The sequence below is a fragment of the Streptomyces sp. NPDC101237 genome (assembly GCF_044767465.1).
Classification (GTDB): domain Bacteria; phylum Actinomycetota; class Actinomycetes; order Streptomycetales; family Streptomycetaceae; genus Streptomyces; species Streptomyces gramineus.
This window is the reverse complement of sequence record NZ_JBIWNY010000024.1, coordinates 57,401-76,105: the sequence shown is the minus strand read 5'-3', so window position 1 is coordinate 76,105 and position 18,705 is coordinate 57,401. Positions and strand designations below refer to the sequence as shown.

Genomic DNA, 18,705 nt, shown 5'->3' with positions numbered 1-18,705 from the left:
ATAACTAGACAGAACATTGCAACATTAAAAAGTTGACCTGCAAGATCTAATGCGTCCGGAAGCGCGGGGCCGGGTGCCGCCGGACCGGGGGTCCGGCGGCACCGTGGGACGAGCCGGTCAGCGGTCCCAGACCTGGAACTCCGACACCTGCCCGGCGGGCCAGCCGTCGTTGGCCGTGACGGTGACGCGGAAGTAACGCCTGGTGGTCGCCGGGAAGGTGAGGGTGACGGTGTTCCCGGTGGCCGGGTCGAAGGTGTGGGCGGCCGAGGGCTCCAGGGTGGTGAAGGCGGTGCCGTCCGTGCTGCCGGTGAGGCTCAGCGTCTGGGTGCGGGCACCCCAGCCGGCGGGCAGGCGCAGGACCACCCGGGAGGCGCTCCGGGCGGCGCCCAGGTCGACCTGCACCCACTGCGGGAACGCGCTGCCCGCGCTCTCCCAGTAGGTGGACGGGTTGCCGTCGGTGACGTTCGACGACGGGTAGACGTCGGTGTGACCGGACTCGCCGGTGGGCCGGCCGGCGGCGAGGTCGGTCCCGGCGGGTTCGCTGCGCGCGGTGAACGCGAGGTGGTTGATGTTCCAGCCGCCGGTGTCCTGGAACAGGGTGAGGGTCTGCCGGCCGGCGGACAGGGTGACGGGGGTGTCGACGGTGGTCCAGCTCTGCCAGTCACCGGTGGCGGGCAGGTCGACCGCGCCGGTGAGGTCCGCGCCCGAGGCGTCGGACAGGTGCAGCGCGCCGGTCACCGCGGACGGGGCGGCGATCCGCAGTCCGAGGGTGTAGGTACCGGCCGCGGCGACGTCCACGGTGTAGCGGAACCACTGCCCGCTCCCGGTCCAGCCCAGGTTGTGACCGCCGCCCGTGTCGGCGGTGTCGTCCAGGTCGACGCCGTCGGCGCGGTAGGAGTTGGCGTTGCCGTTGACCGAGGTGACGTCGTAGGCGACGCCCTGGCCGCCGGTGTCGTAGTCCTCCGCCTGGACCGTGCCGGGGACGGCGGCCGGGGTGCCGCCGAAGGGGCCCTCGGGCGCGGGCGGCGGCCAGTGGTTGTCGCTCAGCGTGGCGGTGAATCCGGTGGAGTTGTCGACGTAGGCGGACGCGCCGGCGGTGAGTCCGGTGACCGTGTTGCCGGTGATGGTCGCGGAGCCGGTGGGCGCGGGGTAGAACGGGGGTGAGATCGCGATGCCGTTGCGGCCGGGGTGGCTGACCGTGTTGTCCTTGAGCAGGGTGCCGGTCGAGGTGGAGAAGCCGATCCCGTCGTAGAGGGAGTCGGTGACGGTGTTGCCGGTGACGGTGACGTCGTCGACGGTGCCGGTGTTCTGCCCGTCGCCGCCGTTGCCGATGTGCAGGGCGGGCTGGCCCTGGCCGTAGGCGTTGCCGCCGGAGCGGACCACGGTGTTGCCCGTCAGGGTCGCGGACAGCAGGTCGCTGCCGTTGACGCCGAACCGCCCGGCGCCCAGCCCGATGTAGCGGGCGGTGTCGCTGATGTAGTTGTTCCTGACCTGGTGACCGCTGCCGCCGTAGACCGCGACACCCTTGCCGCCCCACGGCGCGATCGAGGTGTTGTCGCTGACGTTGACGTCGGTCATCGGGTGGTAGTAGGTCCGGGAGCCGTCACTGTCGGTGTTGTAGGCCACCGAGTTGACGGCGATGGCGTCGTCCCCGGTGCCGCGGACGAAGTTGCCGGTGACCGTCAGGTCGTTGCCGGTGTCGGCGCCCAGCGACACGTTGTTGACGTTGATGCCGTCGGCCCAGATCGACGTCAGCCTGCTGTCGCGGACCGTCCCGCCGGTCCCGGAGGCCCAGAAGCCCGACATGGTGTGCTGGGTCCAGATGCCCTCGGCCAGCCAGCCGGTGCCGGTGGTGTCCATCGCGCCGCCGTCCCCGCCGATCGTGCTGCGGCTGACGGCGTTCGCGTCGATGTGGAAGTTGCGCACGGTGCAGGAGGTCAGGTCGAACAGGGCCGCCAGCGGCGTGCTGTTGGGGACCGGGACGTCACGGTAGACGGTGCTGTACCACAGGCCCGCGCCCTCGATCGTTATCCCGCGCGCGTTCAGTCCCTGGGTGCCCTTCACGTAGAAGGTGCCCGGCGGGATCCACAGGGTCCGGTTCTGCGTCTGGGCCTGGTCGATGCAGTCCTGGATGGCGGCCCGGCTGTCCACCGACCCGCTCGCGGCGGCGCCGTTGGTCGGGGTGTCGTCCGGGACCGCACCGCAGCTCGTGATCGAGAGCGAGTTCGCCGGCTGCGCCGACGGCGCCGGCGGGTCCTCCACGTCGACGGAGTCCACGTCGTAGAAGGAGGCGCCGTTGCCGGCGTCCTTGCGCAGCGAGAACGTGGCGCCCGCCGGGATCGGGGTGCCGGTGACGAAGGTGTGCGACTCGTCCCAGAAGACTCTCGGATCGCCGTCGGCCGGGTTCTGGTCGTCGCTCGTGTTGTAGTTGCCGTTGCCCTCGTACACCCAGCTCTGGCGGGAGTTGAGGTTCAGCGCCTGCCGGAACACGCCGTCGACGTACAGGTCCAGGGTCGCGGTGAGGCCGCCGCCCGAGGCCGAATCGGGGAGGGAGGCGCGGACGTTGAGGAAGGAGACGGGCCGCCCGGTGGTGTTGGTCCACTGCACCGACTGGCCGGTGCCGTCGAGGTGGACGTAGGAATGGCCCGAAGCCTCCAGGGCCGCGCTCGAGTACGGGGTCGCCGGCGCCGAGGTGAGCGACCGTACGGCGGCGCCCCCGGCCGGGGTTCCCGCCTCGGCCTCGTACACCGAGAACGGGGTGGCCGCGCCCACGGCCGGCCGCGCCGGTGGTGCATCGGGGGCCGCCGCGACGGCCGGCAGGACGGACGCGCACAGCGCGCCGGCCGCGGCCACGGCGGCCACCGCCAGGCGCCGGGGTCCGGGGATCATCCGCATGTGATGCTCCTTCAGAAGTGGGGGGAATCGGCCCCGACCGTACAGAGCCCCCCTCCGCGTCGCTAGATTCTGACGAAGCGAAGAAATGAATCATGTAAGTGATTGCAAGTTTCTGGCCAATATCTGCAAATCATGGATGACTTGGTCGTTCGGGGACGCACCGACACCCGCGGGGCACCGCGCTCAGGGCCGCTTCGGCCGCGCCGGTACGCAGCGCCACGCGAGTCCGGCGGCGACCAGGTAGGCGAGCGCGCCGACGGCCATGCCGGTGCGCAGCCCGGTGCCGTAGTCCCCGGCCGTGGCGAGCAGGCTGCCGCCGAGCGCGACGCCGGCGGCGCTGCCGATCTGGCGGGCGGTGTTGAACAGGGCGGACGCGGCACCGGAGTACCCCGGGGGCGCGGCGCCCATGACGGTGGCGGTCGAGCCGGTGAGGGCGAAGGAGGTGCCGAATCCCGCCGCCGCCATCGGGCCGATCAGCAGCGGGTAGCCGGGGTCGGGGCCCGCAGCGGCCCAGCCGGCCAGGCCGAGGGCCGCCAGCAGCATGCCGGAGACCACCAGCGGACGGTCGCCGGTACGGCGGGCCAGTCGCCCCGAGAGAACGGAGGCGAACATGGTCATCGCGACCGCGGGGAACAGCGCGAGGCCGGTGCCCAGGGCGCTGAGGCCGCGCTGGTGCTGGAACTCCAGGCTCGCGGTGAACACCATGCCGTAGAAGCCGAAGTTGAACAGCAGGCCGATGGCGGCGCCGCCGCTCATCGCCCGGGACCGCAGCAGGCTCGGCGGCAGCACGGGCGAGCGGGCCAGCCGCTCACGCACCACGAACGCCACGGCGGCCAGCACGGCCAGACCGCCTCCGGCGAGCACGGCGGGGCTGGACCAGCCGCGCCGCCCGGCCTCGTTGAGGGCCGCGGTCAGCAGTGCGGCGGCGGCCACCACCGCGCACTGCGCCGGCCAGTCCAGGGCCCGGTCCGCGCGCCGGGGCGAGCGTGCCACGTGCCGCAGCGTCAGCGGCACGCAGGCCGCGCCCACCGGCAGGTTGACGAGGAACACCCAGCGCCATCCCAGCGTGGCGACGAGCAGCCCGCCCAGCAGCGGGCCGGCGGCGGCCGCGACGCCCGCCATCGAACCCCACAGCCCGAAGGCCCGCGAGCGGCCCGCCGGATCCGGGTAGGCCTGCTGGAGCAGGGCGAGGGAACCCGGCACGATCAGCGCCGCGCCGAGCCCCTCCGCCAGCCTTGCCGCGACCAGGAACGGGACGCTTCCCGCGAGCGCGCACGCGGCCGAGGACAGCGTGAACACCGCCACGCCCAGGCCGAAGACCCGGCGGTTGCCGAGCCGGTCGCCGAGCGCGCCGCCCGTCAGCAGGAACCCGGCGAAGACCAGGGTGTACCCGTCGGTGATCCACTGGATGCCGGTGAGCGAGGCCGACAGCTGCCGGCCGATCACCGGCACGGCGACGTTGATGGCCGTCACGTCGAGGATCACCATGAAGTACCCCGCGCACACGGCCAGGAGCGGCGCCCAGGACCGTCGCCCGGACCGCGGATCCGGCTCAGCGCAGGTCACGGCCCCAGCTCCCTCGCGTCCGCCGACACACGACCCCCACACCCTAGGGGACATATGCCGCGAAACTCCGCCCGGCGTCAGCGTGTGAACTTCTCCTTGGCCGCGGCGGTGACCGGGGTGAAGAAGTTGACGAGGTTGCCGTCGGGGTCGCGGAACAGCAGCGAGCGGTTGCCCCAGGGCATCGTGGTGGGCTCGGTGACGAAGTCGGTGACGAGATCGGTCAGGTTCCGGTGGACGCGGTCCACGTCGTCGACGAGGAACTCGACGATCACGCTGTGGTTGTCCGCCGGGCGGGCTGAGCCCGGCGCGAAGAGCGGGACCGTGCGGGTGCCGCCGATCGCGAGCGTCGCGCCGGCCGTCCGCAGCTCGGCGAAGTCCTCGGTGGCCCAGGCGGCCCGCGCCCCCGTGGCCCGCTCGTAGAACGCGACGAGGCGGGCGACGTCGGCGGTGATGATGCGGATCGAGACGAACTCCATGGGATCTCCCAGGCCGTGCTGAAGGCTGACCCCGTGCACGCTAGGAGAGATAGCGGACAGAATCGGTCCGGTATGGGCGCTAGATTGTCCGCATGTCTCGTCCCACCGGCCGCGTGCTGACCCTGCTGGAGCTCCTGCAGTCCGGCGGCACCCGGACCGTGGCCGAACTCGCCGAGCGGCTCGGCGTCGAAGGGCGCACCGTGCGGCGGTACGTGAACCAGCTGATCGACCTGGACGTGCCCGTGGAGTCGGTGCGCGGGCGCTACGGCGGCTACCGGCTCTCCCCCGGGTACCGGCTGCCCCCGCTCATGCTCGGCGACGACGAGGCGCTGGCCGTCCTGCTCGGCCTGGTCCTGGGCCGCCGGGCGGGGCTGACGACGGCGGAGCGCACCGCGAACGAGACGGCCGCGGCGAAGATCCGCCGGGTGCTGCCCCGGCACCTCGCCCGGCGGCTCGACGCCCTCACCGAGTCGCTGGAGTTCACCGAGCGCCCCGGCGACCTCGACACCCCGGACGCCGATGTCCTGCTCACCGTCGCCGACGCGGTACGCCACCGCCGGCCGCTGGCGCTGCGCTACACCGACCGGGAGGGACGGCGCAGCGAGCGCACGCTCCACGCGTACGGGATCGTCGCGCACGCGGGCCGCTGGTACGTCACCGGGCAGGACGCCGGAATCGGCGAGGACCGCACCCTGCGGCTCGACCGCATCGCGGACGCCCGGACGCTGCCCGGCTCCTTCGAGGCACCCGCGGGACCCGGCCCCGCGGAGCGCGTGCTGACCGGGCTCGCCTCGGCCTCGTACCGGCACGAGGTGGTCCTGCGCGTGCACGGGACGCCCGAGCAGATCCGCGCCCGGCTGCCGGTGGCGGTCGCGAGCATCGAGGAGACCGGGCCCGCGGTGGACCAGGGCGGGGCCACGGAACGGTGGCTGCGCGTCGGACTGCGGGCGGAGCGGCTGGACTGGCTGCCCGCGGTGCTCGCGGCCCTCGACCGGCCGTTCGCCGTCGAGCGCCCGGACGAACTGCGCGGGCTCGTCGCCGCCCTCGCCGACCGCCTCGCGTCCTACGCCCGCCAGGACTGACGCCCCGCGCAAACGCCTCGTGCGGGCCGGGGCTCAGGCAGGCGGCGCCGTGCGGTCCTGCTTCATCAGCGACCGCGGCTTCCGGCGCGTCATCCCGACGATCTCGCGCTCCCGCAGCATCCGCGCGACGCGTTGACGGTTCACCAGGTTCCCCCGGTCACGCAGCGCCTGAGTGATCCTGCGGGCGCCGTAGGCTCCCCGGGAATCGGTGTGCATCACCCGGATGCTGCCCGCCGGAACCTCTTCCGCGTCGGCCTTCTCCCGCCGACCCTCCCCGCACTGGCGCCAGGCGTGACAGCTGGAACGGTCCCAGCCGAGAACATCACACATCCGCTTCACCCTGTGGGCGCTCCGATGCTCGTCAACGAAACGGAAGCGGATCACCGTGCCGTCTCCCGCACGAAACAGGCAGCGGCTTTCCGAAGGATCCGACTGCACCAACTTCGCCTCCAGGGCTCTCCACAAGGGCGGCGGCGCGCACACGGAGTACGGTTCGATCGTCGACGTCAGACGCAGCCCGTGGGAATGGTGGCGCAAGTCGAAGTCGGACATGACCTACTCCTGGTCCGCTGGGAACAACTTCGCCCATTTCATGGCCAACGAGGACAGCGTCACCTGGGTCCGCACGATCAGCGACATCGTGCCTGGCGACATCACGCTGCTGGACTACGCGCGCAGGAGTTCCAACCTCGACCACGCGGGCGTGATCTACTACGCCGGTTCCACAACCGGCTCCGTGCTGGCCTACCAGCACTCCGGTAAGTACAGGAACACAACCCTTTCTGCGATCATGAAGCGCCGCAAGGGCGTCACGGCCTACATCGCCCACGTCACTCCGCACTGGTACTGAGGTAAAGATGAAACGCAGCCATGTGCTGTGGCTCTCGCTGGCCCTGGTCGTCCTGCTGGCCGCAGGGACAGTCGCCTGGGGCGCGCCGCGCGACCAGTGGGACTACCGCCAGGTAAGCCGCGCGGGGTTGCCCGCGGTGACCTTCACCGGCGACAAGACCGCCCCCGACACACTCAAGCTCTACATGCAACTCTTCATAGAGCGAGTGCGTGACGCTAACACGGACGGCCTGGAGGACCTGTCCTGGCACGACAACTGGTTCGCCCGCCGGACCGAAGCAGCTGGCGCCCGCTGGCTCATCCGCCGCTACGGTAAGGGCGCTGCAGGACCGGTCTCGATCAACATGGCCGAAGAGGATCCCTACGACGTTCGGGGCGGCACGATCTACTTCCGCCGCACCGGACAGCAGCAGAACTTCACCGTCTTCAAGCGGAACGGCCTGTGGCTGTTCGCTATCTACCCGGACTGGAACAAGCCACAGAACGCGCCCGGCATGCAGCCGCTGAAGGTCTGACACGAAGGACACTGCTGTGAGGACAGGACCTCGTCCCGACCCTCACAGCAGTGTCGGTGCGGGCCGGTCGGAGGGAACCGAGCCGTTGCGCCAGGGCTCCGTCGTTCTCGTGATCGGTCCGCCGTGGCCGGTATGGGGCTGTTGCCCGAACCGGGGCGTATGGGTGACGTGCTGGACCGGCGGGCACTGCACAGCGCATCCGCACGGTCGACGCCGACCAGAGAGTCCCGCTCCGCGAAGCCCTGGACATCACCATCAGCCACGAACACGCAAAGAGGACCGCGACCATAAGGTCGAGGCCCTCATCACCGTATCGTCAGTGGTTGTATGTGTAGGTCGTTCACGAATTCGGCTGACCAGGACTGATGCCCCCAATTGATCAATCGGATCCCAGTGACGCGGAGATCATTCCCCGGATAGTTGCTTGCGCATGTAGCTGCTTGTGCATGTATGCGCTGCCTCGAATCGGGCCTGCACCATGTGATTCCTTCAGCCCTTACGCCCCAGCTGCACACCATTCCACGCCTCGTCGCCAGTGAATGGAAGTGGTGCTGACGCCGCGGGATACGCGCACGTGTCGCGCACAGGGGGCTGAAGAACATGGAGGAGCAGGCCGTCTAGTTCGGCGGAGCGATCTGGCTCGGTGAGCGGCCGGAGGGGGGCGGACCCGGGTGGCGTGGTGGGTGCCAGTGAGGTCGGCGCGAGCTTAAGGGCGCCGCTCCCCTGTTTCCCAGGCTCACTGACCCGGGCGTTCGCCCGCCTCGGGTTGTTCCAGGTGTGATGCGAGATCTGCGGCCCGGACCCGCCGTTGCACGCCGAGCTTGGCCAGGAGCCGGGAGATGTGGTTCTTAACCGTTTTGTCCGAAAGGTGGAGCTTCTTGCCGATCTGACGGTTGGTCAGCCCCTCCCCGATCAGGGCGAGGATGTTCCGCTCACGGGGAGACAGGCTCGCCAGTTCGGGTGCGATGGTGGGGGGCTCGCGCAGAGAGCGCATCAGACGCGCGGTTGTCTCCCGCCAGCAGGAGGGCGAGATCGCGAACGCTGCCCAGCGCCATCTGGCGCGACGCTCCCTACAGGGAACCGACGGAATGCGTTGGTCAGGCACGACGCCGGGACCCTCGGAGATCTTTCCCACGACTTCCATGATCATTTCCCGCAACCCTGACCAGAGGCCATATCAACGAGACGCCACGATTGAGAAGCGGCGTCACGTGTGCGGTTTCAAGATCTGCTCGCCTTGAGGCACAGCCATCGTTGACTCCATCGGCCGCTACTGCCCACCCGTCACCGAATCGGCTCACTAAGCTTGGACCATCGCCGTGGCCGGCCGAGGGGGGCGAACATCGTGCTGAATTCCGTGGCTTTCTCCTGCGCGAGAGACGGGCTGACCGCGATGCTGCGGAGTGGGCTCCTGGGTGGCTACGACGGTGCGGGTGCGTGGGTGCTGGCACTGGACAACCTCCGCAACGGCGATGAGCAGCTCATGGTGGAGACACACGAGGGGCTGCATCACGAACTCCAGGCGTCCACCGGGTACGGGCTCATTTCAGCCATGGCGCTACTGCTGTCCAAACGCGGATTCAGGCCACTGGTGCTTCCGGAGTTGTTCGATGTGATGGTAGAGGGTTCGCGTCAGACGCACGAGGTGTTCGCGACCACCTTGTCAGCGTCGCTGGCAGGCGTCCGGCAGACCCGTTCCGTGCTCGACGGCAACGCCACCTACCTGGGATACCTGGAGCGAGGTCTGGGCCTGGCCGGCACCGGTGTGATCCCGTGGCATTTCCGGGAGACTGCAGCGGCCTCCGTGCTGCGTTGCTCGATGGCGCCGGTGCACGTCTTCGACCTCTTGGAGACGGGGTTCGCCCGCATGAGGAGGACCGATATCACCGACGCCGCCCGGCCCGACCGGCGGCTGAAGGCGTTCGAGGCGGCCGGCGGACCGGACGGTTGGGGCGCTGTCCTGTCGGAGCTCGCCTCCGCTCACCCCGATCGAGGTGTCCTTCGAGGGGACGCCGATCGCCGGGACCTTTCCGACGACGAGGAGCTGGACAGTCTGCGCCGGTTCGAGGAGGAGGTCGTACTCCGCAGGTGTTACGAGTACGTCAGCGAGGTCCTCGCCGGCGCCGGAATGCCGTCGGTGGCCTGGGAGGACCAGGCCCGTGTCGCCCTTGCGCTGAAGGCGGCGGTGGCAGAGGTGGACGCTGTACTGTCGGAACGGCTGAAGGTGGTCACGGAACGGCGGCCTGTGCTCGACGACGCGCTGGAGTACGACCGGCAGAAGATCGTGCTGCGGGACCGGCTGCCCGTCGAAATGGTGGACAGCGCGCACACTCCCGGATTCCTCGACGCCTTCACGCTGGGTGACTCGGACGATCACAGGCATGTCTGCGGCGTCTGGCTGAGTCGCGAGGTCGCGCGGAAGCAGTTCTCCTTGCCCGAAGGAGCGAAGTTGCCGGAATTGATCGTCGCGCTGCTGGCCGTGGCTCGGACGGCAGATGGCCGGCAGGTCGTGCGTCTGGGACTACTGCCGTCGACGACCACTCCACGGCAGTGTCAGACCCTCCTGGGCGAGACGCCGTTGCTGGTGCTGACCTCGCACCTGACACTGACGGACCCGTCGGCGGTCGACATGCTGGGGCGCGTGGAGCCGGTCTTCGTCCTTATGGACCTACCGGTCGCATGGCATGTGGACGACTGGTGCGGGCAGGGTGCGCACGTCCGGATGGGTCTGGTACCGCTGGAGGGGCTCGCGTCCGGAGACCTGTTGATGGCGGCGTTCACCCTTGACCGGCAGCCGGCGTTCCGGTTCATCTGCATCGGCGGGAAGGTCGGGGTGTCCCTGCTCGCGGAGCAGTTGCGCGGGCGGCACGGCGTGCGGGGCGACCGCGGCGGACACGTCGAGGTGGACGGAACCTTCCTTCGGGACGACGCCGCGGCCTTCAACCAGGTTCTCAACCATGTCTTCAGCGCCTGGCACGTCCTCGACCAGGACGCGGTGTCGTGACCGACACGGACAGCCGACGGTGGCCGGCGGGTTTCGACGCGCTGTTACCCAAAGTCACGGAGGACCGCATCAGCCTGGACGCGGCCGTTCTGGAGCGGTTGGCGGACCTGCTCGACATGGACCTGGCCGAGGTGTCGGTCACGGTCCGCTCCCTGGTACGCGGGCACGGCGGTGACGTCTCGGCGTACGAGATGCGCACCAACACGTGGCGCATCGATCTGCCAGTGGCGATCGCGAAATCCGTACTCGTGGGAGTGGTCGCCACGAGTGTGCTCCAGTTACTGGGCGCCGATGCGGTCCCCGTCGCCGTGATCGGAATGGTGGCGCCGCTGGTGTTCGAGATCAGGAGGGTCGAACTCCGGCCGTCCGACGCCGTGATCCACGCGCGGCTCAGCCTGATCACCGACGGCAACTCCCATCGACTGGACGATCTCTACGGCATGCTGCCCGCGGACGTCCGTGCAGAGCTGAGCCTCACGAAGTTCGCCGATGTGATCGAACGTCTCCTGCAGGCCCGCCTCGCCGTCGTGGGACCGGACGGTCTTCGGGTCCGCGCCCGCGGTACCGGGCGCGGATTCCGCCTGATGCTCTCGGACCCACAGCTGACACCGGACCTGCTGTTCGGACCGGAGAACGGCGCGGGTACAGCCGAGCCGCAGGCCGCTCGCCCCGGGCGGCCCGCGCCGGCATCCTCGGACGGGCCCGCGTCCGCCCGAGCGCCACGGGTCTTCGTCTCATACGCCCATGACTCGCCGGAGCACAAGGAGAACGTCCGCGCGTTGTGCGAGTTCCTCGTCGCGAACAGCATCGATGTGCAGTTGGACGTATGGAATCTGGACAAGCGACGTGACTGGCCCTTGTGGGCCATCCAGGAGATTCCGAAGGCCGATTTCGTCATCGTGGTGGCATCACCCGAGTGCAGACGGGTGGGCGACGGAGATGTCGAGTCACATGAACGCCGAGGGCTGCAGGCCGAGATGCGCTTGCTGCGTGAACTGCACAACGCCGACGTGGGAGTCTGGACGGACAAGATCCTCCCGGTGGTGCTTCCTGGGGGCTTGGTCAGCGACATTCCGCTGTTCCTCCAGCCCACTGGCAGCGATCATTACCTCGTCGCCTCCTTCGATACCAACGGCGCGGAAGACCTCCTGCGGAGGCTGACAAACAAACCTCCCTACGTACGCCCCCCGTTGGGGCCCCGTCCCGACCTGCCGCCCTACCCGCCCGCCGTACCGAAGGGGCAGAAGGCGGCACCAAGCGGGCAGAACTCCGCACTGAACGGGCAGCACGCGGTACCGCAGGCCGCGCTCGACGCCTCTCGGCAGATGTGGGCGGACGCCCAGCGCAAGGCCGCGACAGCCATCGTTCCCCGAGCCGCCCTGCAAGACCGTCACCTGCCGCGCATCCGGGGTCGTATCGCCTCCTCCGACGTTCTTCCGGTCCCTCTGCTGGGGGAAGCGGGCATCGGCAAGTCGGTGTTGAGCTCCCAGATCTTCCAGGCCCTCGACAAGGACCAGGACGTCACCGCCCTGCTGGTCAACTGCGAGTACGTGGTGGCGGCCATCCACAGCCAGGCCGACCTCGACCGGGCCCTGGGTGAGCTGCTCGCTCCCGCCTCGACCGAGCCCGTGTCGCTGGCCGCGGTCGCCACAGCGTGCGCCGACCGCTGGAACCGCCAGGTCGTGCTGGTCCTGGACACCATGGACTACCTGCTCAACGCCGAAACGGCCCGCTTGGTCCTGGGATTGCTCCATACCCTCTACGCCCAGGGGGTTCTAGTCGCCTTCACGTGCAGAGAGCACGACTTCGACACCTGGCTGAAGAAGGACTACGCCCGCCTGGCGACGCCTCGCGCGGAGGACATGGGGGTGCCGCCGCTCACAGGGGAGGAGGTCATCCTCGTCGTACAGGGCTACCTCAAACGCCACGACCTCCAGGACACCCGGGGGGATTTCGTGGGCCGAATCATCGCGGCGTACGACGACCCGGACCAGAGTGCCCTGACGGAACTGATCGCCAACCCCCTGCATCTGTTCATGTTCTGCGAGCTCTTCGCCAAGGCCGACAGTTTCCCGCCGGATCTCAGTGCCACTCGCCTCATGCGCCGGTACTTCCAGGAGAAGGTCATCGCCAGTCGGCGCTATTCGCGCACCACCGAGGAGTCCTTCGCCAAGCAGCGGCTGGTCTCCGCCCTCTCGCGCCTGCTGTGGGCAGCCTCACGGGACACACTCTCGCTGCGGGCTCCGGAGAGCTCGCTGCCGCTGGAGGGCATCGGATTACCGGCATACCGCGACCTGCTCAGCGAGACCGTCCTGGTGCAGTTCGAGCACCTTGCCGGCGAGCAGGTCGGTTTCCGCCACCAGGCTTTGACCGAGTACTTCGTCGCGATGCACCTGTATGAGTCCCGCGCCGAACGCGACGCGCTGCTGCAAGAACTGCGCGAGCGTCCGCATGAACGCTATTTCGCCTGGCAGATGGTCCGTCACCTGGTGGCGATGGCGAATGCCGAGGAAGTCGAGGATCTCCTGGGCCGGCTGGACCTGGACGAGATCGTCGTCTTTCGGACCGTGGTCTTCGGCGCTGTCGAGGAACATCGTGAGGGTTTGCTCCTGACCCTGGTCGAGCGCGTACCCCAGGCAGGTGAGGTCTTCGGCAAGCAGTTGATCGAGGCACTGCCTTCAGTACCGGACCGCGGCCTGGAGGAGGCGGTGCAGGCCGCTGCCCGCCTCCTCCAGGACGTCCCTCCGGACCAGGTGTGCGCCGTGGCGCGATCGGCCGCCAAACTGGTGGTGCGTGGCGGCGGGAAGAGCGGCGCCTGGCTGGTCACCCTGCTGGAACGGCTGCGGAGCCGGATGTCCGATCCGTCCTCGAAGCTGAAGCACACGCTCGTCGGCGACGCGGTGAAGTATCTCTTGGCCCCGTTCGTCGATCGCGGCCGTGCGCTGCCCTCCGAAGCGCTGATCGAGGCCCGGGACATGCTTCGGCCACGGGAGATCGGGGCGCCCGCGGTACGTGAACTGGCCCGCGCCTTCCTCGTTCCGGGCGTGGCCCACGACAAGCGGGTAGAAGCGCTCGTCTCGCTTCTGGCCCGCGGCTCCTATCAGGAGCTGCGTCCGGTGGATGAGGAGCTGGTGCTGCAGGTGGTCCCATGGGCGCACGGCGCCACGACCGGCCTGCCGAACCTCGACGATCCTCTGGCCTTCTTGACCTCAGGCCGCGAGCAGAGCACCTCCGTGAGGTACGCAGCCCTGGCCCGCGCCGCCAACGAGAAGCGGGACATCGGGGCCCTGCTGATCGCCACCTTTCTCACCACGGACGACAACGGCGCAGCCCGCCGCATGCTGCAGTGCCTTCAGGAAGCCGTGCGTACCGACGGTGCCGTATGGGTGGCCGAGGCGTTGCTGACAGCCTCGGTGCCGGAGCGCTCGGCGGGAATCCGACAGGTCTGCGGAGTGCTCAACGCGTTCGCCGAGTCACCGCGGTCGCTCCGGATGCCGCTGGCCGAGTGGCTGTCAGAACAGATCACCGACTGGTCCGGAACAGCGGTGGACGCGTATCTCCGGCTGGTGCACGACGATCCCGTGCTGCTGCCCAGGGCCCTGGGCAAACTGACCGAGCTGTCGGCGAGTGAGCAGGAGAGCGCGATCGCCAATCTGGCGCGAGAATGTCAGGGAATCGCCAAGGAAATTGTCCTTACAATCCTCAGCGCCACCCGGACGGACGCGGGTGATTTCGCGCTGCGGTTGTCTCCGGTGGTCGAGGCCCGCTTGTACGGTCTGGTCGCCGACAGCGAACCGTTCGCGCGCAAGCGTCTCGTCGATCTCGCCATGGGAAACTCGCGCAATGCCGCTTCCCAAGCGCTGCATCAGTTGGACCGAGCGGCGAACAACAGCAAGGCATGGCTCTACGCGGAGCTGCTGACTCCGCTGGCCACTCACCATGATCCACTGATCCGAAACAGAGCCCTGGGTATCGTCGTTCCCCTTGTCCGCACACATCGGCGACAGGCCGCCGAAGTGGTGCTCACCTGGCTGGACGAAGCCGCCCGACGTGCCGTCGAGGGAATCAGGAGCAACGACGAACTCAGGCTGCTGCTGCAACTGGCGCACAACTTCTGCCGCACCGATGCCTCTTCGGTCGGGGCGGCCGAGAAGGCGATCAGTGCTCTCCTGGACCGGGCGACGCAGGATGCCGCGTCTGCCGGGACACCAGTCGTCCGCCAACTGGTCGCCCTGCTCAAGACGTTGTGCGTGCTGCACGGCCATCGGCTGCGGCTTCGAGCGGCCGGATGGCTGTTCCGTACCCTGCGCCAGGTCGATGTGAATCAGCACAAGGACGCGGGCGCGTGGGCGCGAGAGGCGCTCGGTCACCTGATCGAGGCGGATGTGCTGGACCTTGGACAGGTGATCGACAAATGCGCCGGCTGGAGACCGGACAACGAGCTCGTCACCGTGGAGCTGATCATGAGCCATGACGTGCGCCGGGCTGCCTCCCCGAACCTCGACACTCTGTTGCAGCGCGGGTGTTCACCCGCGGTCGCCGAGAAGATCGTGGCCTACCGTCACCCGGTCGACTGACGGGTCGGCCATCCCGGATCCCCCAGTGCGGTCAGCCGGGAGCGGACCTGCTCGGCCTTCGGGGAGCGCAGGGTCTGGTAGTGCGCCAGCGCACGCCTCCCATGGTGCGCAGCGCGCCGGGGATCGGTGGCGGCCAGCAGGGCCGAGAGCCCCTCGCAGGCCCGGGCCTCCTCGAAGAGACTGCCGCAGGCCCGGCTCCGCCGCAGGGCCCGCAGAAAATGGCGCCGGGCCGGTTCCGCCCGGCCGACGCTGGCATGCGCCTCGCCCAGACCGTTCAGGGCCATGGCGGAATCGAGGTCGAGCCCGAGTTCCACGAACACGTCAAGTGCCTGGGTCAGATGCGCCGTGGCGTCCTCGTACCGTCCGAGTTCGATCTCGGCCAGCGCCATGCCCCGTTGGACAATCGCCGTGTTGCGCCGGGCGCCGAGGGCACCGTAGACGTCGAGCGCCTGCTGGTGATCGGCCAGGGCCGCCACGTGGTCTCCGGCGTACTGGTGCACCCAGGCGCGGTTCTCCACCGCGGTCGCCACTCCGTGCGCGTCGCCCACCGCCTCGAAGCCGGCCATCGCCGCCTCGTAGTGGCGTGCCGCGTCCTGGGAGCGGCCCTGCTCGATGAGCGCGACTCCCATGCTGTTGTGCAGGACGCTCTGTACGCGGACCTCACCGGCGTCCGTGGCCGCGTCGAGCGCGACCTGAAGCGTCTCCAGCCAGCTGTCCCAGGCCTTGGTGTGGAAGAAGAAGCCGCGCATCGCATCGGCCAGGATCCAGCACCGCGAGCGATCCGAGGTCGTGGCCGCCACTCTCATGAGGGCGGACAGCTGGGGCATCTCCTCGGCGAACCAGGCGAGTGCGGCGTCTCGTTCGTCGACGTCGGGGATGCTGTGCGGCGGGTGGGCCACGGTATGGGGCAGCCGGTAGCGCCCTGGTGCCACGGCTGCGTCCGCGCGGTCAGCGGTGTACAGGTAGCAGTCGATCAGCCTGTCCATGGCGGCCCGGGTATCGGCCTCGGGCAAGTCCTCGTGCGCCCGTTGCCGGGCGTAGACGTGGAACAGATCGTGCACCTTGTAGTGGCCGACGCCGTCTGCCTCGACCAGGTGGATGTTCCGCAGCCTCTGCATCCGGCGCCGGACGTCACGCGGCGGCAGGTCGGCCAGGGCTGCGACGGCATGGACGCCCACACGGGAACCGGGATGCAGACCGCACAGGGCGAACAGCAGTCGTTCACCCTCGTCGAGGATGTCGTAGGAAGCCCCGATCGAGGCGGCCACGGCGCGCTCGCCGTCGTCCAGTTCCACCAGTCTCTTCCGTTTGTCGTCCAGCGATGTCGCGAGTTCAGCGAGGTGGTCGGCCGTTTCTCCCCGTACTTGTGCGGCCGCGACCCGAAGGGCGAGGGGAAGCCCGGCGCAACTGGTGGCGATCCGCTGCGCGTGAGAGCGGGCGGCGGCTCCTTCGGCGTCCGTCCCGGTGCGGGGGTCGGCCGCCGCGAGAAACAGTTCGCAGGACGCGTCGGGCGACAGGTCGGAGAGCGGGAGGCGGCGGGCGTCGTCCAGCGCGGGCAGCATATTGCGGCTGGAGACCAGAGCCGCACAGCCGTACGGCGGCAGCAACGACTGAACCTGCGCGCTGTCCCGGGTGTTGTCGAGCAGCACCAGCACCGAGCGGTCTCTGAGGCACTCGCGGTAGACCGCGGCCCGGTCCTCCGCATGCTCAGGGATCGCGTCCAGCGGCAGTCCGAGCCGTTGCAGCAGCCGCCTCAGGGCGTCCGCGGGCGTGAGCGGTGCCAGGCCCGACGAGAACCCGTTGAGGTCGATCGAGAGCACCCCGCCGGGGAACCAGCCGCGGTCCACGGCACGATGGGCGACCTGCAGAAGCAGTTCGCTCTTGCCCATCCCCGCGGCACCGGTCACCAGCCCGACCCGGGAGCGCGGCCCGTTCCCGCCGTCCGGGTCGATCACGTCCAACAGTCCCTGCACCTCGTGGTCCCGGCCCACGAAGACCGAGGAGGGCACGGAAAGAATCCCGAGCGGCGGCGCGAGAGCCGGCGGGAGGTTCATGGTGACGCTGCCGGCCTGGACCACCGGGCCGTAGTACGTCCCCCCGTTGATGCTGTTGTCGGTGCGGGACGCAGAGGACTCGGTCATGCGATCCCCGCACTGGGAACGGAAGGCGCCGGACGCTCGGGCGGTATGCCGGTCAATCTCAGTCCCCTCTCAACGATCAGGCTCAGACGGCGGACACTGGGCCGGGATAAAGCGCCCGGCGGAGTGTTCCTCCCCGTCCTGGACGGACAGCACACGTCCGTCGCGTGCGCACCCTAAGCTCCCCTCATGGGAGAGCCGATCCAGGTCCACGATCTCGCCGTCTCGTTCGCCGGCGAACAGCGGCCGTACGTCGAACAAGTCGTCGAAGCCTGCAAGGAGGACGGCCTGTCCGTGCTCTACGACCGTGATCTCAGTGTCGAGTTGTGGGGCCGCAACCTCATCACGGGATTCCGGAATATCTACGGCGGCAAGAGGGCGCGTTACGTCGCGCCCTTCCTGTCGCACGCATACCTGTCGACGCCTTATCCGATGGACGAGTACAGGGCCATGCTGGTGCCCGCCCTGGACAACCCGGACGAATACATCCTCCCCGTGCTGGTCGGGGATGTGACCGTCCCCGCGGAGCTCCTCAGCCCCGCCGTCGCTTTTCTCCGGGCAGAGGACTACACACCGCAGGAACTGGCCCGCGCGTTCCGCCGGCGAATCCCCGACTCCGGCTCTGTGCCCCTGGCAGGAACACCGACACGGAGCGAGAGCACGGTGCCGGTTCTGCGGACTCCCAGGACGACGCCTGAGAGCTTCAGCAGATACACGGAACTGGAGTCCTCGTTCCGTTATCTCACCGAGCAGTTCAAGAGGGCAGCCCCGCGGATGTCCGAGTCCGGCCTCGTCTGCACGGTCCGCAACTCCGACTCGGAACTTCGAGTGCGCGTCGAGCGGCGCGGCCGGACCTTGTACGGGATTGACATCCACGTGGGCGGCATGGGACGGGACGACGTGCTCAACTTCGTCGTCGGGCACCGTCTGCAGGACGGAAGTAACAGGAGCAACGGCACCGCCACACCGGTCTTCGACCGCACCACCGGAACGCCCCGGCTGGAAATGCACGACCTGTCGGTGTTCGGGAGCGTTCCGAGCACCCGATCACTTTCGAAGGAGCAGCTCTTCGAGGAGCTGTGGAATCGCATCGTGGACCAGGTGCAGCAGCTCACGGACGGCTTCTGACTGGTTCAATCTGCCGCACCGTCCTGCCCGCCGCGGTCGGAGCCGCCCCGTTGATCCGACCCCGGAGCGGCCATGGTGAAGGTGAGGTTGGAGAAGTCCCGCCCCTGCAGCACCGGACCGTGCTGGACACCGCCGCTGATGGTGTTGTGCACGCCACCCTCGTCGAAGGGAATCCGCTGCGCCTGGTCGTGCCAGGAGGCGAGTACGGCGCGGAACTCCGCGTCCAGGGCGGCCCGCACCGCCAGCGTCGTGCTGAGTGCCTGGGCGGTGCTCTGGTCGGCGGGGTTCTGGGCGAGCCGTGCCAGTTCCGCCTCGCCCGAACCGACTGCCGGGGCGTCCTCGCCTCCGGCACGGCGGAACGGGCGTCGCACCAGCGCGGAGAGCGCCGCCCACGCGTTGCGTCCGAGCTCACCTCCGGCCCCGCCGGCCAACGCGACCAGTAATCCCACCGACACCGGATCCATGTCCCCACCCA

Annotated in this window: 12 protein-coding genes and 1 pseudogene; 6 read left to right on the top strand and 7 right to left on the bottom strand. The window is 69.2% G+C overall.

Annotated features, from left to right (window positions below):
• Positions 1-117 precede the first annotated feature (117 nt).
• From ACIRQ9_RS30610 to ACIRQ9_RS30600, 3 genes are all read right to left on the bottom strand, one after another.
• Positions 118-2,895 carry a discoidin domain-containing protein gene (locus ACIRQ9_RS30610; protein ID WP_404180555.1) on the bottom strand — a complete coding sequence of 926 codons (2,778 nt, stop codon included), beginning with the start codon at positions 2,893-2,895 and terminating at the stop codon, positions 118-120.
• 183 nt (positions 2,896-3,078) lie between these two features.
• Entirely contained in the window at positions 3,079-4,461 is a 1,383-nt protein-coding gene (locus tag ACIRQ9_RS30605; RefSeq protein WP_404180552.1) for an MFS transporter, read from the bottom strand.
• Between the two features lie 77 nt (positions 4,462-4,538).
• Entirely contained in the window at positions 4,539-4,937 is a 399-nt protein-coding gene (locus tag ACIRQ9_RS30600) for a VOC family protein (protein ID WP_404180549.1), read from the bottom strand.
• A 92-nt stretch (positions 4,938-5,029) separates the two neighbouring features.
• On the opposite strand from ACIRQ9_RS30600, the gene ACIRQ9_RS30595 reads away from it, so the two are divergent.
• Positions 5,030-6,019: a helix-turn-helix transcriptional regulator gene (locus ACIRQ9_RS30595; RefSeq protein ID WP_404180546.1), complete on the top strand. Its 990-nt coding sequence runs from the start codon at positions 5,030-5,032 to the stop codon at positions 6,017-6,019.
• Positions 6,020-6,052: 33 nt separating this feature from the next.
• Here the strand turns inward: ACIRQ9_RS30595 and ACIRQ9_RS30590 are convergent, their stop codons facing one another.
• Positions 6,053-6,235 carry an IS3 family transposase gene (locus ACIRQ9_RS30590; protein WP_404180689.1) on the bottom strand — a complete coding sequence of 61 codons (183 nt, stop codon included), beginning with the start codon at positions 6,233-6,235 and terminating at the stop codon, positions 6,053-6,055.
• Positions 6,236-6,404: 169 nt separating this feature from the next.
• Between ACIRQ9_RS30590 and ACIRQ9_RS30585 the strand changes: the two genes are divergently transcribed.
• Both ACIRQ9_RS30585 and ACIRQ9_RS30580 read left to right on the top strand, forming a co-directional pair.
• On the top strand, positions 6,405-6,869 hold the full coding sequence (locus ACIRQ9_RS30585) for an amidase domain-containing protein (protein ID WP_404180543.1): 465 nt from the start codon (positions 6,405-6,407) through the stop codon (positions 6,867-6,869).
• A 7-nt stretch (positions 6,870-6,876) separates the two neighbouring features.
• Positions 6,877-7,383 carry a hypothetical protein gene (locus tag ACIRQ9_RS30580; protein WP_404180541.1) on the top strand — a complete coding sequence of 169 codons (507 nt, stop codon included), beginning with the start codon at positions 6,877-6,879 and terminating at the stop codon, positions 7,381-7,383.
• A gap of 736 nt (positions 7,384-8,119) precedes the next feature.
• Here the strand turns inward: ACIRQ9_RS30580 and ACIRQ9_RS30575 are convergent.
• Positions 8,120-8,392 (bottom strand): annotated as a pseudogene (locus ACIRQ9_RS30575) (response regulator transcription factor); the annotation flags it as partial.
• A 336-nt stretch (positions 8,393-8,728) separates the two neighbouring features.
• On the opposite strand from ACIRQ9_RS30575, the gene ACIRQ9_RS30570 reads away from it, so the two are divergent.
• Positions 8,729-10,387, top strand: a complete 1,659-nt coding sequence (locus ACIRQ9_RS30570; RefSeq protein WP_404180538.1) for a hypothetical protein — start codon at positions 8,729-8,731, stop codon at positions 10,385-10,387.
• Positions 10,384-14,964, top strand: coding sequence for an SEFIR domain-containing protein (locus ACIRQ9_RS30565; protein ID WP_404180535.1), 4,581 nt, complete (start codon positions 10,384-10,386; stop codon positions 14,962-14,964). The genes ACIRQ9_RS30570 and ACIRQ9_RS30565 overlap by 4 nt, the downstream gene beginning before the upstream one ends.
• On the opposite strand, the gene ACIRQ9_RS30560 is transcribed toward ACIRQ9_RS30565, so the two are convergent.
• Positions 14,949-17,105 carry a tetratricopeptide repeat protein gene (locus tag ACIRQ9_RS30560; protein ID WP_404180532.1) on the bottom strand — a complete coding sequence of 719 codons (2,157 nt, stop codon included), beginning with the start codon at positions 17,103-17,105 and terminating at the stop codon, positions 14,949-14,951. The two genes, ACIRQ9_RS30565 and ACIRQ9_RS30560, sit on opposite strands and share 16 nt — an antisense overlap.
• A 186-nt stretch (positions 17,106-17,291) precedes the next feature.
• Here ACIRQ9_RS30560 and ACIRQ9_RS30555 point away from each other — a divergent pair, with 186 nt between their 5' ends.
• The gene (locus ACIRQ9_RS30555) at positions 17,292-18,230 is read left to right on the top strand and encodes a TIR domain-containing protein (RefSeq protein ID WP_404180530.1); all 939 of its coding nucleotides are present in this window, start codon (positions 17,292-17,294) and stop codon (positions 18,228-18,230) included.
• Positions 18,231-18,235: 5 nt separating this feature from the next.
• Here ACIRQ9_RS30555 and ACIRQ9_RS30550 read toward each other — a convergent pair whose 3' ends face one another.
• On the bottom strand, positions 18,236-18,694 hold the full coding sequence (locus ACIRQ9_RS30550) for a hypothetical protein (RefSeq protein ID WP_404180686.1): 459 nt from the start codon (positions 18,692-18,694) through the stop codon (positions 18,236-18,238).
• Positions 18,695-18,705: the final 11 nt, after the last annotated feature.